Consider the following 13,046-nt stretch of genomic DNA (forward strand, 5'->3'; position numbering starts at 1 on the left):
CCGGCGGCCGGGTCCGCGTATCATGGCCGGGTGACTTCCGCCCAGAGACCCACCGCCCAGCACGAGGACACCCGCCCCGCCCCGGACACCACCCCCGGCGCCGGCCCCTGGGGGGAGCTCCGGGGCCGCGACTTCGCCAAGGGCCACGGCACGGGCAACGACTTCGTGCTGCTGACCGACCCGCACGCGGAGCTGGCCCTGGACGCCGAGCTGGTGACCCTGGTGTGCGACCGCCACCGCGGCATCGGGGGGGACGGGCTGATCCGCGCCGTGCGCTCAGAGGCGATCCCCGAGGGGCGGGCCGTCCTCGAGGCGGCGCCGGACGCCGAGTGGTTCATGGACTACCGCAACAACGACGGCTCCGTCGCCGAGATGTGCGGCAACGGGGTGCGGGTCTTCGTCCACTACCTGCTCCAGCGGGGTCTCGCCGCGGTCCCCGAGGGGGACGTGCTGCGCATCGGCACCCGCGCCGGGGTGAAGACCGTGGCCCGCACCGACTCCGGCTACGCCGTGGACATGGGGCCGTGGACCTTCCTCGACGGGGACGCGGCCCGGTCCCGCGGCTCGGACGCCGTCGTGACCGCCGAGGGGCTGAAGGTGCCCCGCCCCGCGCTGTCGATCGGCATGGGCAACCCGCACACCGTCGTGGCGCTCGCGGAGGGGGAGAAGCTCGACCAGCTCGGGCTGCACACTGCTCCCGACGTGCGCCCGGAGCCCGTGGACGGGACCAACGTCGAGTTCGTGGTCCCCGCCGACGGCGACGACGACGGCGTGGGCCGGGTGCGGATGCGCGTGCACGAGCGCGGCGTGGGCGAGACGCAGTCCTGCGGGACGGGCGCGTGCGCCGCGGCGGCCGCGACGCGCTTCTGGGGCGGCGCCACGGCCCCCGACCAGTGGCTCGTGCAGGTGCCCGGCGGCATCGTCTCCGTGACGTTCGTCCCCGCGCCCGACGGCGCCGAGCACGTGGTGCTGGCCGGACCGGCCGTGCTGGTGGCCGACGGCACCTTCGTCTGAGGCCTGAGGCCTGAGGCCTGAGGCCTGAGGCCTGAGGCCTGAGGTTTGTGGGGCGGCCCGGTGCCGGTCGCTCAGTCCCGCCGTTCGACGAGCAGGACCCGGAACCCCTTGTCGGTCGTGTGCCGGGAGACCCGGAAGGCGGCGCCCAGCGCGGTGCCGAGCCACTTCTGCAGCGAGTCCGCCCCGAGGTTCTTCTGCACCACCAGCCACGCCGTGCCGCCCTCGGCCAGCCGCGGCAGCCACTGGAGGAGCAGCTCGTGCAGCTGCTGCTTGCCGATCCGGATGGGCGGATTGGACCAGATGGTGTCGAAGCGCCGCTCCGCGGGCACCTGCTCCGGCAGCAGCGCCTCCACGCCGGTCAGGCCCAGGGCCGCCGCGTTGTCCCGGGTGAGCCCGAGCGAGCGCTCGTTGACGTCCACGGCCGTGACCCGGGCCCCCGGGGCGGCCCCGGCCAGGCTCAGCGCGATCGGGCCCCACCCGCAACCGATGTCCAGGAGCTCCGCCCCGGCGGGGTCGGGAACATTTTCCAGCAGCACGGACGTTCCCTTGTCGAGACCCCGCGGACTGAACACCCCGTTGGAGGTCTGCAGCGAGACCTCCCGCCCCCGCAGCCGCACGGCCACGGACCGCCGCACCTCGGGGACCGAGGGGTCCTCGGAGAAGTAGTGCTCGGTCCCCGGGTTGGGGGTCGCCGGGCCGGCCACGGGATCGGGGGAGTCGGGAGGCGGTGCCATAGCGCCCCATGCTACCGACAGCGCCCGCCCCGCACGCACCGGGAACCGGCGCGGACCCCGCCGGGACGCCCGGCTCCGACGCCGGGATGTCCGGCTCCGCCACTAGGACGCCGGGATGTCCGGCTCCGCCACTAGAATGTACTGATCAGCATCCCGTCCGAAAGGAACCATGACCCACCCCCGTGAAACCCCTGCCGAGCCCCGCGACGCCGCGGAGCCCGAGAACGGCCTGAGCCGGCAGGACCTGGAGGACGTCGTCGAGCGCGTGCTGTCCCGGGCCCGTGCCCGGGAGCAGGCCGCCGGGCAGGACACCGCCCCCGAGGACGACTCCACCGCGCCGGGCAGGTTCTCCGGCCGGGCCCGGGAGCTGGCCGACGCCGAGGACGGGCACACCGTCCACGACGGCGACCAGCAGGACCTCGAGGAGCGCCGCGCCCTGCGCCGCGTCGCGGGCCTGTCCACCGAGCTCGAGGACGTCACCGAGCTCGAGTACCGCCAGCTGCGCCTGGAGCGCGTGGTGCTGGCCGGGCTGTGGACGGAGGGCACGCTCGCGGAGGCCGAGAACTCCCTGCGCGAACTGGCCGCGCTCGCCGAGACCGCGGGCTCCGAGGTGCTGGACGGCATCGTCCAGCGCCGGCTCAAGCCGGACCCGGCCACGTACCTGGGCTCGGGCAAGGCCAAGGAGCTGCGGGACATCGTCGCCGCGACCGGCGCGGACACCGTCGTCGTCGACTCCGAGCTCGCCCCCTCCCAGCGGCGCGGGCTGGAGGACGTCGTGAAGGTCAAGGTCATCGACCGCACGGGTCTGATCCTCGACATCTTCGCCCAGCACGCCAAGTCCAAGGAGGGCAAGGCCCAGGTCGAGCTCGCCCAGCTCGAGTACCTGCTCCCGCGCCTGCGCGGCTGGGGCGAGTCCCTGTCCCGCCAGGCCGGCGGTCGCGCCGCCGCCGGTGAGGGCATCGGCTCCCGCGGCCCCGGTGAGACCAAGATCGAGCTGGACCGCCGGCGCATCCGCACCCGCATGGCCAAGCTGCGGCGCGAGATCGCCGCGATGAAGCCAGCGCGCGAGACCAAGCGGCTCAACCGCCGCCGCCACTCCGTGCCCTCGGTGGCGATCGCCGGCTACACCAACGCGGGCAAGTCCTCGCTGCTGAACCGGCTCACGGACGCGGGCGTGCTCGTGGAGAACGCCCTGTTCGCCACCCTGGACCCCACGGTCCGCCGCGCGCAGACACCGGACGGCATCGGCTACACGCTCTCGGACACGGTCGGCTTCGTCCGGTCGCTGCCCACGCAGCTCGTCGAGGCGTTCCGCTCCACCCTGGAGGAGGTCGCCGACTCCGACCTCATCCTGCACGTGGTGGACGCCTCCCACCCGGACCCCGAGGCCCAGATCCGCGCGGTGCGCCAGGTCTTCACGGACATCGACGCGCAGAACATCCCCGAGATCATCGCCCTGAACAAGGTGGATGCCGCCGACCCGTTCGTGGTCGAGCGGATCAAGCAGCGCGAGCGCAACGTGGTGGTGGTCTCGGCCCGCACCGGGGAGGGCATCGAGGAGCTCCGGCAGCGGATCAGCGAGTCCATCCCGCGGCCCGAGACGGTGCTGGACCTGCTCGTGCCCTACCAGCGCGGCGACGTGGTCAGCCGGCTGCACGACTGGGACGCGGAGATCCTGCGCACCGAGCACCTGCCCGAGGGCACCCACCTGCTCGTGAAGGTCCGCGAGGACCTCGCGGCCGAGCTCGCGGAGTTCGCCCCCGAGCGCGCTCCCGGCTTCGGCGCCGAGAGCGCCTGAGCGCGTGGCCGCCGCATTCGTGGACGAGTCCGGGCACGACGTCTCGGGCGTGCGCCCGGAGACCCTGCCCGGGGCCAAGGACTCCCTGGCCCTGCTGGACACCGCCGTGACCGCGATGGGCGGGCAGGTCCGGGACGGGCAGCGGCTGATGACCGCCAAGGTGGCCGAGGCCCTGGACCGGGGCCGGCACCTGCTGGTCCAGGCGGGGACCGGCACCGGCAAGTCCCTCGCGTACCTGGCCCCGCTCGTGGAGCACGCCCAGCGCGCGGACAAGCCGGTGGTCGTGGCCACCGCGACGCTCGCGCTGCAGTCGCAGATCGTCGGCCGGGACGTGCCGCGCCTGCTGGCCGCCCTCGAGGGCGAGCTCGAGCGGGACGTGGACGTGGCCCTGCTCAAGGGCCGCAGCAATTACGCGTGCCTGCACAAGATCGAGGGCGGCTACCCGTCCGACGACGAGCCCGGCGCGCTCTTCGCGCTGCCCGACGCCGCCCCGCACCCCGGCCCGCCGCAGCCCGAGGCCGCCGAGAACCCCGGGCGGCTGGGGCAGGAGGTCCAGCGCCTGCGCGAGTGGGCCCGCGAGACCGGGACCGGCGACCGGGACGAGGTGCTCCCCGGGGTCAGCGACCGCGCCTGGCGCCAGGTGTCGGTCACGGCCAAGGAGTGCCTGGGCCGCAGCTGTCCCCTGGTCGAGGACTGCTTCGCGGAGCTCGCCAAGCAGCGGGCCGGTGAGGCCGACATCGTCATCACCAACCACGCCCTGCTCGCGATCAACGCGTTCGAGGGCATCACGGTGCTGCCCGAGCACGACGTCGTGGTCATCGACGAGGCCCACGAGCTCCAGGACCGGGTGACGGGCGCCGTCACCGGACAGCTCTCCGCGGCGATGGTCCGCTCGGCCGCCGCGTCCGCGCGCAAGCACACCTCCGCGAGCCCCGACTCGCTCACCGCCGGGGCCGCCAACCTCGAGGCCGCCCTGATGGGCGCTCCCGCCGAGCTGCTGCACCGCGGCCTCGGGGACGCCCAGGCGGCGGCCGTGGCCCAGATCCGGGACGCCGCCCGCACCGTGATGACCGAGTCCAAGGCAGGTCCCGGGGAGAAGGACGGGGACGCCGGCCGGCAGATGGCCCGCTCCCGGGTGAGCGACGTCCTCGACCTGGCCGAGCGGATCCTCGCCGCCGAGGAGCACCGCGAGGTGCTGTGGATCTCGCGCCAGGGCGGCTGGGAGCCGGGCCGCGGCTACGTGCCCGCGGAGGACACCGACCCGGCGACCCTGCACGTGGCCCCGCTCAGCGTGGCCGGCACCCTGCGGGAGGGGCTCTTCGACGGGCGCACCGTGGTCCTCACCTCCGCCACCCTGTCCGTCGGCTCGTCCTTCGACTCCGCCGCCGGCGCCCTCGGCCTGCGGGGCGAGGGCGCCCCGCGCTGGGAGGGCGTGGACGTCGGCAGCCCGTTCGACTACCCGAAGCAGGGCATCCTCTACCTCGCCAAGCACCTGGAGAAGCCCGGCCGCCGGCTCACGGAGGCCCAGCTGGACGAGATGCTGGCCCTGCTGGAGGCCTCCAGGGGCGGGGCCCTCGGGCTCTTCTCCTCCCGCCGGGCGGCGGAGGAGGCGGCCGAGGCGCTCCGCGGGCGCACCGACCTGCCGATCCTGTGCCAGGGGGAGTCCTCGCTCGCGGGACTCGTCCAGGAGTTCACCGACGACCCGGCCACGAGCCTGTTCGGCACGATGAGCCTGTGGCAGGGCGTCGACGTCCCGGGGGCCTCGTGCCGGCTCGTGATGATCGACCGGATCCCCTTCCCGCGCCCGGACGACCCGCTGGCGAGCGCCCGCAGCCGCGCCGCGGAACGGGCCGGCGGCAACGGGTTCATGTCCGTGTCCGCGACGCACGCGGCCGTGCGGCTCTCCCAGGGGGCCGGGCGGCTCATCCGCGCGGGCGGGGACCGGGGCGTCGTGGCGATCCTGGACTCCCGGATCGCGACCGCCCGCTACGGCGGCTTCCTCCGCGGGTCCCTGCCGCCGCTGTGGACCACCACGGACCGCCAGGTGGTGCTCGGCGCCCTGCAGCGGCTCTCCGTGGGCTGAGCACGTCCGGCGGACGCCCGGGGTCTCCCCGGACCGCGCCGGGCCCGCACGGGGTGCGGACAGCAGGAGGTGTCCGGACGGCGGCCGGCCCGGACGGCAACGGGCCCCCCCACCGGCGGCGGAGGGCCCGGGTGCCGGGGCGTGCGGCGGCTCAGAGGCTGCGCAGCACCGAGACGACCTTGCCCATCACGGTGGCGTGGTCGCCGAGGATCGGCTCGTAGCGCGTGTTCTGCGGCAGCAGCCAGGTGTGGCCGTCCCGCTGGCGGAAGGTCTTGACCGTGGCCTCGTCGTCGAGCAGGGCGGCCACGATGTCACCGTTGTCGGCGGCGCTCTGCCGGCGCACCACCACCCAGTCGCCGTCGCAGATCGCGGCGTCGATCATCGAGTCGCCCTTGACGCGCAGCATGAACAGCTCGCCGTGCCCGACCAGCTGGCGGGGCAGCGCGAGGACGTCCTCCACGGACTGCTCGGCCGTGATCGGCCCGCCGGCGGCGATGTGGCCCACCAGGGGGACCATCGTCACGTCCGCCGAGGTGGACAGCTCGGCCACGGCGTTCTGGGCGGCGGGACGAGCGGTCCGGCTCGCCGGTGCCGCCGGGGCCTCCTGCGACGGCTCGGCGGACTCCGCCCCGGCGGTCCCGCGCAGCTGCAGGGGAGTGAGCACCTCCATGGCCCGCGGGCGCTTGGGGTCGCGGCGCAGATAGCCCAGCTTCTCGAGCTGGGCGAGCTGGTGGGTGACGCTGGAGAGCGAGGCCAGGCCCACGAGGTCCCCGATCTCCCGCATGGACGGCGGATAGCCGTGCTCGGCGATGGAGCGCTGGATGGCCTCGAGGATGGTGCGCTGGCGCACGGTGAGCCCGCGGCTGCGCGAGCGTGCCCCGGGGCGGGCGCCCCGGGCGCGGGGCTCCTCGGGGGTGGGGGGCTGGGCCATGGGAGCGTCGTCCTTTCCCGTCCGGCTGCAGGTGCCGCAGCCGGTCTGCGCGGTCCCGGTTCCGATGTCGGACCCGGGTGGTTCGATGGGTCCCGGTCGGCAGGCGCAGGGGATCCGCAGCGCGCGCCGGCCGGGGGCCCGGACCTGTCCTCAGCCTAGGCGACACGCCGTGTGTGTTCAAACATATGTACGACCCGCTGTCGACAGCATTCGCAGACACGTGCTAGACATGGGTCATCGGTATTCGAAAGTATGTTCGATCGAATGGAGGCCCGCGAGGGTCGTCGACCGGACCGGTGTTCGAGATCGCCCGCTCCGTGCGGGAACGTCAAGGAGTTCATGTCATGAGTGCCAGTGCCACCCTCACCGCCGTCGTCGCCCGCCGCCGCGAGTCCGCAGGATCCGCCCGGGGGCTCGGCCGTGCGCTCCGGCGGGCCCGTCCCGGCCGCTCCGCGTCCCGCACCCCGCTGACCCTGACCCGCCGCGGCCGCCTGGTGTTCCTGGGGCTGCCCGTCCTGGCCGGCTCCGCCGCCCTGGTGGTGCTCGCCGTGATCTTCCTCGTCCCCTCGACGGCCACGGCCACGAGCGCACCCGTCCCGGGCTCCGGGACCGAGCAGACCACCGTGTTCCCCGGGCAGAGCCTGTGGGAGCTCGCCGTGGCGGCCGATCCGGACCGGGACCCGCGGGAGGTCATGGACGAGATCGTGGAGCTCAACGACCTGGACAGCTCCGTGCTCGTGGCCGGCCAGCTCCTCGAGGTCCCGGCCGCCTGAGCCGCCCGCCCGATCAGCACGCCCCGCTCTGTACGCCCCGCTCTGTACACCCCGATCTGTACGCCCCGGGCGGAGCACTAAACTGTCCGGGTGACGCAGAACCTGGACCGACTCAACGCCCTCCCGCTCCGCGACGACCTGCGCGGCAAGACGCCGTACGGCGCCCCGCAGCTCGACGTCGCCGTGGCGCTCAACACCAACGAGAACACTCATCCGGTCCCGGCGGACGTGCACGCGGCGATCGTCCGGGAGGTCACCGAGGCGGCCTGGACCCTCAACCGGTACCCGGACCGCGAGTTCACCGCCCTGCGCGAGGAGCTCGCCGCGTACCTCGGCCACGGGCTCGGGCCCGGGAACCTGTGGGCGGCCAACGGGTCCAACGAGATCCTGCAGCAGATCCTGCAGGCCTTCGGCGGCCCGGGCCGCACCCTGCTCAGCTTCGTCCCCACCTACTCGATGTACCCGCTGCTGGCCTCCGGCACGCACACCGGCTTCGTCGCCGGGGAGCGGGCGGCGGACTTCGGCCTGTCCGCGGAGTCCGCGGCCGAGCAGGTGCGCCGGCACCGCCCCGACGTGGTCTTCCTCTGCTCGCCCAACAACCCGACCGGCACCGCGCTGGGCTCGGACGTGGTCACCGCCGTGTACGAGGCGGGGGAGGAGTTCCGCACCGTCGTGGTGGTCGACGAGGCGTACGCGGAGTTCTCCCACGGCGGCACCCCCACCGCGCTCACGCTGCTCGAGGGCCGGCCCCGGCTGATCGTCTCCCGCACCATGAGCAAGGCGTTCGCGCTCGCCGGCGCCCGCCTCGGCTACTTCGCGGCGGCGCCGGAGGTCGCCGACGCCGTGCGCCTGGTCCGGCTGCCGTACCACCTCTCCGCCGTCACCCAGGCCACGGCCCTGGCGGCCCTGCGCCACTCGGAGTCGCTGCTGGCCAACGTGGAGGACATCAAGGTCCAGCGCGACCGGATCGTCGACGAGCTCAAGCGGATCGGGCTGGAGCCGGCCGAGTCGGACTCCAACTTCGTGTTCTTCGGCGGCATGGAGGACTCCCGGGCCGTGTGGGGGGAGCTGCTCGAGGACGGGGTGCTCGTGCGGGACGTCGGGATCCCCGGCCACCTGCGCGTCACCGCCGGCACCGAGGAGGAGACCACCGCGTTCCTGACCAGCATGGAGCGGATCGTCTCCGCCGGCTGAGGGGCCCCGGGGCCGGGTCCTCCCGACCCGGATAGCATGGAGGCAGACCACCACCACCGGGCCCGGGGCGCCGCCGTGCGTCCCGGCCCGGACCACCCGCGGCCCACCGACGGCCGTGCCGCGCCCGCGAGGAGTTCCCACCGAATGAGCGACCAGACCACCACCGGCACCCGTGCGCCCCGCCGCGCCGCCCTGGAGCGGCGCACGAGCGAGTCCACGGTGTCCGTCGAGATCGACCTCGACGGCACCGGCGAGAACGACATCGACACCTCGGTGCCCTTCTACGACCACATGCTCACCGCGCTGTCGAAGCACTCCCTGATCGACATGCGGATCCGGGCGACCGGGGACACCCACATCGACGTCCACCACACCGTCGAGGACACCGCGATCGTCCTCGGGGACGCCCTGCGCCAGGCGCTGGGCGAGAAGGCCGGGATCCGCCGATTCGGCGAGGCCACCGTCCCGCTGGACGAGGCCCTGGCCAACGCCGTGGTCGACATCTCCGGCCGGCCCTACGCGGTGCACACCGGCGAGCCGGAGGGCCAGCAGTACCATCTCATCGGCGGGCACTTCACCGGCTCCATGGTCCAGCACGTCTTCGAGTCCCTGGCCCACCACGCCGGGATCTGCCTGCACGTCACGCTGCTGGCCGGCCGGGACCCGCACCACATCGCCGAGGCCCAGTTCAAGGCCCTGGCCCGCGCGCTGCGCCAGGCCGTGGAGCCCGATCCCCGGGTCCGCGGCATCCCGTCCACGAAGGGGGCCCTGTGAGCACCGACGGCACCACCGCGACGGACGGCACCACCGCGACCGACGGCGCCGGCCGGCCCACCGTCACGGTCCTCGACTACGGCGCCGGCAACGTGCGCTCGGCCGTGCGCGCCCTCGAGGCCGCCGGCGCGGACGTGGTGCTCAGCGCCGACCCCGAGGCGGTGCTCGACGCCGACGGCCTCGTGGTCCCCGGCGTCGGCGCGTTCGCCGCCGTCATGGACGGTCTGCGCTCCGTGGACGCGCTGCGCCTGATCGGCCGCCGCCTCGCCGGCGGACGGCCCGTGCTGGGCATCTGCGTGGGCCTGCAGGTCCTCTTCGACTCCGGGGTGGAGCACGGCCAGGAGACCGAGGGCATGGGCGAGTGGCCCGGCGTCGTCGAACGGCTGAAGGCCGACGTCGTCCCGCACATGGGCTGGAACACGGTCGACCCGCCCGAGGGCAGCGTCCTGTTCCGGGGCATCGAGGACCAGCGCTTCTACTTCGTGCACTCCTACGGGGTGCAGGAGTGGGACTTCCCGCAGAGCATCCAGAAGATGCGGCCGCCGCAGGTCACCTGGTCCGACCACGGCGGGCGCTTCATCGCCGCTGTGGAGAACGGGGCCCTGTGCGCCACGCAGTTCCACCCCGAGAAGTCCTCCGAGGCGGGCATCCAGCTGCTGCGCAACTGGCTCGGCACCCTGCCGCGCACGGGACGCCTCGACCACCTCAAGGCCGGCGACCCCCTCGGCGGGGACACCCTGGCCGGCCGGCCGACCCTGGAGAGCCAGGACGGCGCCGCGTGAGCGCGGCCGTCGTCGTCATGGTGCTCGGGGCGTTCGTCGCCGGCGGCGCCATCTCGTTCCACCAGCAGCGCAAGCCGCTGTGGACGGTCGTCCTCCTGGCCGCCGTCGCGGCGGCCCTCGTCGGCTACGGCTGGTACGCCTGGTTCCAGGGCCGCTGAGCCCCGGGCCCACCCCGAACGCCCGCACACCCGCACCCGAGCACCGAGAGAAGAGAACCCATGTCCCTGAGCGAGACCCCCCGCCTCCAGCTGCTGCCCGCCGTCGACGTCGCGGACGGCCAGGCCGTGCGCCTGGTCCAGGGCGAGGCCGGCTCCGAGACCGGCTACGGCGACCCGCTCGAGGCCGCCCTCGCGTGGCAGGAGGCCGGCGCCGAGTGGATCCATCTCGTGGACCTCGACGCCGCCTTCGGCCGCGGCGACAACATCGACGTCCTCCGCCGCGTGGCCGCCGAGCTGGAGCTGAAGGTCGAGATGTCCGGCGGCATCCGCGACGACGCCTCGCTGGAGCGGGCGCTGTCCCTGGACCCCGCGCGGATCAACCTGGGCACCGCGGCCCTCGAGAACCCCGAGTGGACGCAGAAGGTCATCGCCGAGCACGGCGACGTCATCGCGGTGGGCCTCGACGTGCGGGGCACCGTGCTCGCCGCCCGCGGCTGGACCGAGGAGGGCGGGGACCTCTGGGAGGTCCTGGACCGCCTCGAGGAGCACGGCTGCGCCCGCTACGTGGTCACCGACGTCACCAAGGACGGCACCCTCAAGGGCCCCAACCTGGAGCTGCTGCAGGAGGTCGCGACCCGCACCGACAAGCCCGTGGTCGCCTCCGGGGGGATCTCCTCCCTCGAGGACCTCGCCGCCCTGCGCACCCTGGTGCCCTCCGGCGTCGAGGGCGCGATCGTGGGCAAGGCCCTCTACGCGGGCCGCTTCACCCTCGAGGAGGCCCTCGACGTGGCGGGCCGGCCGGGAGCGCGGTGACCGAGCGGCCCCTGCCGGCGCACATCGCCGCCCAGCTCGCGGGCGCGGGCGGCACGGAGGACACCGGCGGCCAGGCCTGGGCCGGGCGCGACCTGGGGGAGGGCACCAGCCACACCCACCGCTTCCCCGACGACGACGGCGCCGCCGCCCCGGCCGTGCTGCAGGCCCTCGAGGACCTGCGCGCGGGGAGGGGGGACGAGTCCGCGGTGGTCGCCGCGCTGGCCGGGACCCGGGTGTTCGTGCCCGTCGTGGCCGAGGTCTCGGCCTCGACCGTGACCGAGGCCGGTCTGGTGGCCGACAAGGAGGCCGACATGGCCCTCGTGTCCCTGCGGGCGGCGGACGGCCGGCAGGTGCTGCCGGTCTTCACGTCCACCGCGGCGCTCGCGCACTGGCACGACCGGGCGCGGCCGGTGGCCACGGACGTCCGCCGGGCGGCCGTGGCCGCGGTCAAGGACGGCACCCAGCTGCTCGTGCTCGACCCGGGCACGGAGCTCCCGTTCGTCGTGCGCCGCCCGGCCCTCTGGGCGCTGGCCCAGGGCAGGACCTGGACGCCCTCCTACCGCAGCCCGGCGGTCGGGGCGGCCGTGCGGCGCTGCGCCGAGGACCTGCCCGGGGTGCTCGGCGTGGGGACGGCCCCCGGCGACGGGGTGGCCGTGCGCGCCGCGGACGGGGCGGTCATCCGGGGCGGCGGGGCGGGCCCCGAGCTGGCCGTGGTGCTGTCCCTGCGCGCCGGGCTCGACCGGGCGCAGCTGGACGACGTCGTCGCCCGCTTCCAGGCCCGGCTGAGCGTCGAGCCGGCCCTCGCGGAGGACGTGGACTCGATGCAGCTGCGTCTCACGACGGCGGGCTGACCCGGGGAACCCGGATCAGCCCGCGGCACGCGTGGTGACGGTCCTTCAGGTGACGGGACCCGTGAACCGCTCGCCGGGTCCCTGGCCGGGGGCGTCCGGGTAGCGCGAGGCCTCCCGGAACGCGAGCTGCAGGGTGCGCAGGCCGTCGCGCAGCGGAGCGGCGTGCTGCGAGCCGATCTCCGGGGCCGCGGCGGTGACGAAGCCGGCCAGCGCGGTGATGAGCTTGCGCGCCTCGTCGAGGTCCTTGAGCTCCTCCGCGTCCTCGCCGGCGGCGAGACCGCACTTCACGGCGGCGGCGCTCATGAGGTGCACGGCCGCGGTCGTGATGACCTCGATGGCGGGGACCTCCGCGATGTCGCGCATCTGCTCGTCGACGGCGCTGACCGTCTCCTGCGGGATCTCCTGGCCGGACCGTGCGGCGTCGTCGTCGAAGCGGAAGGTGTTCTCGGAAGTCATGTCCCAACTCTGCCACACCGCTGTCCGCCGCCCGGACCGTCCCGGCCCCGCCGGCACTATCCTGCTGGGGAGGCCGGGGGACGGCCGGGAGGAGGCGGGGACGCCGTGTGGATCGGGTGGATCGAGTTCGACGTGCTCCTGGGGGACGTGCACTCCCTCAAGGGCAAGCGCTCCGTGGTGCGGCCCCTCGTCGCGGAGCTGCGCCGCAGGTTTCCCGTGACCGCGGCCGAGGTCGGCCACCTGGAGCTCCACCGCCGGGCCCTGGTGGGCACCGCCGTGGTCGCGGCCGACGCCGCCCGCCTCGTCGAGGTCCTCGACGACGTCGAGCGCTTCGTCGCCGCCCGCCCGGAGACGGAGCTGCTCTCGGCCCGCCGGGCCCTGCACAGCACCGAGGACGAGTGACAGCGCGCACGCCCGGCGTTTCCCGAACCGGCGGCCCATGGGCTAGACTGGTCGGCAGTGTGCAAGTGGAGGAAACTCCCACCCGCGCCGGCCACGGTCCCCGATCCGCTCGGACGACCTGATCACGGCCGCCGGGTCCGCGACGACATCGTCCGCACGACGGCACGGCCGGGAGTTCCCGCGTCCGCTCCGTCACGCAGCGCGCCACCCCCGGGTGGCGCACCGATGAGCCTCCGCTTGCCGACCGCAGCGGGGGCTTTTTGTCGTTGCGGACCGGACCGAA

Annotated in this window: 14 protein-coding genes; 11 read left to right on the forward strand and 3 right to left on the reverse strand. The window is 74.6% G+C overall.

Translation table 11 applies throughout. From position 1 onward, the window contains the following. Window positions 1–30: 30 nt before the first annotated feature. Entirely contained in the window at window positions 31–1,014 is a 984-nt protein-coding gene (gene dapF / locus ACZ2G1_RS00665; RefSeq protein WP_470377327.1) for a diaminopimelate epimerase, read from the forward strand. A gap of 71 nt (window positions 1,015–1,085) precedes the next feature. Here the strand turns inward: dapF and ACZ2G1_RS00670 are convergent, their stop codons facing one another. Then, entirely contained in the window at window positions 1,086–1,748 is a 663-nt protein-coding gene (locus ACZ2G1_RS00670; RefSeq protein ID WP_017832905.1) for a class I SAM-dependent methyltransferase, read from the reverse strand. Window positions 1,749–1,917: 169 nt separating this feature from the next. Between ACZ2G1_RS00670 and hflX the strand changes: the two genes are divergently transcribed. Together hflX and ACZ2G1_RS00680 are read left to right on the forward strand one after the other, a co-directional pair. Then, window positions 1,918–3,546 (forward strand): GTPase HflX, encoded by a 1,629-nt coding sequence (gene hflX / locus ACZ2G1_RS00675; protein WP_470377328.1) that lies wholly within the window; start codon window positions 1,918–1,920, stop codon window positions 3,544–3,546. Window positions 3,547–3,550: 4 nt separating this feature from the next. Beyond that, complete coding sequence (locus tag ACZ2G1_RS00680; protein ID WP_470377329.1) at window positions 3,551–5,629, forward strand: ATP-dependent DNA helicase; 2,079 nt, start codon at window positions 3,551–3,553, stop codon at window positions 5,627–5,629. A 151-nt stretch (window positions 5,630–5,780) separates the two neighbouring features. Here ACZ2G1_RS00680 and lexA read toward each other — a convergent pair whose 3' ends face one another. Further along, window positions 5,781–6,560 (reverse strand): transcriptional repressor LexA, encoded by a 780-nt coding sequence (gene lexA / locus ACZ2G1_RS00685; RefSeq protein ID WP_035929659.1) that lies wholly within the window; start codon window positions 6,558–6,560, stop codon window positions 5,781–5,783. A 344-nt stretch (window positions 6,561–6,904) separates the two neighbouring features. Here lexA and ACZ2G1_RS00690 point away from each other — a divergent pair, with 344 nt between their 5' ends. The 7 genes from ACZ2G1_RS00690 to ACZ2G1_RS00720 all read left to right on the forward strand — a co-directional run bounded on the left by ACZ2G1_RS00690 (window position 6,905) and on the right by ACZ2G1_RS00720 (window position 11,905). Beyond that, window positions 6,905–7,333 carry a LysM peptidoglycan-binding domain-containing protein gene (locus tag ACZ2G1_RS00690; protein WP_470377330.1) on the forward strand — a complete coding sequence of 143 codons (429 nt, stop codon included), beginning with the start codon at window positions 6,905–6,907 and terminating at the stop codon, window positions 7,331–7,333. 90 nt (window positions 7,334–7,423) lie between these two features. Further along, window positions 7,424–8,527, forward strand: coding sequence for a histidinol-phosphate transaminase (locus ACZ2G1_RS00695; protein WP_017832900.1), 1,104 nt, complete (start codon window positions 7,424–7,426; stop codon window positions 8,525–8,527). Window positions 8,528–8,671: 144 nt separating this feature from the next. After that, window positions 8,672–9,301 (forward strand): imidazoleglycerol-phosphate dehydratase HisB, encoded by a 630-nt coding sequence (gene hisB / locus ACZ2G1_RS00700; RefSeq protein ID WP_017832899.1) that lies wholly within the window; start codon window positions 8,672–8,674, stop codon window positions 9,299–9,301. After that, the gene (gene hisH, locus ACZ2G1_RS00705) at window positions 9,298–10,083 is read left to right on the forward strand and encodes an imidazole glycerol phosphate synthase subunit HisH (protein ID WP_035929651.1); all 786 of its coding nucleotides are present in this window, start codon (window positions 9,298–9,300) and stop codon (window positions 10,081–10,083) included. The genes hisB and hisH overlap by 4 nt, the downstream gene beginning before the upstream one ends. Further along, window positions 10,080–10,241 (forward strand): hypothetical protein, encoded by a 162-nt coding sequence (locus tag ACZ2G1_RS00710; RefSeq protein WP_017832897.1) that lies wholly within the window; start codon window positions 10,080–10,082, stop codon window positions 10,239–10,241. Before hisH ends, ACZ2G1_RS00710 begins: the two co-directional genes overlap by 4 nt. Window positions 10,242–10,301: 60 nt before the next feature. Then, window positions 10,302–11,054 (forward strand): bifunctional 1-(5-phosphoribosyl)-5-((5-phosphoribosylamino)methylideneamino)imidazole-4-carboxamide isomerase/phosphoribosylanthranilate isomerase PriA, encoded by a 753-nt coding sequence (priA, locus tag ACZ2G1_RS00715; protein WP_017832896.1) that lies wholly within the window; start codon window positions 10,302–10,304, stop codon window positions 11,052–11,054. Then, a complete protein-coding gene (locus ACZ2G1_RS00720) occupies window positions 11,051–11,905 on the forward strand; it encodes an SseB family protein (RefSeq protein ID WP_470377331.1) in 855 nt (284 codons plus the stop codon). The genes priA and ACZ2G1_RS00720 overlap by 4 nt, the downstream gene beginning before the upstream one ends. Window positions 11,906–11,950: 45 nt before the next feature. Here the strand turns inward: ACZ2G1_RS00720 and ACZ2G1_RS00725 are convergent, their stop codons facing one another. Next, window positions 11,951–12,361: a DUF1844 domain-containing protein gene (locus tag ACZ2G1_RS00725; RefSeq protein ID WP_017832894.1), complete on the reverse strand. Its 411-nt coding sequence runs from the start codon at window positions 12,359–12,361 to the stop codon at window positions 11,951–11,953. 105 nt (window positions 12,362–12,466) lie between these two features. On the opposite strand from ACZ2G1_RS00725, the gene ACZ2G1_RS00730 reads away from it, so the two are divergent. Continuing rightward, entirely contained in the window at window positions 12,467–12,763 is a 297-nt protein-coding gene (locus ACZ2G1_RS00730; RefSeq protein WP_017832893.1) for a DUF503 domain-containing protein, read from the forward strand. The last annotated feature ends 283 nt before the right edge of the window (window positions 12,764–13,046 follow it).

The organism is Kocuria sp. KKT182 (genome assembly GCF_055635395.1).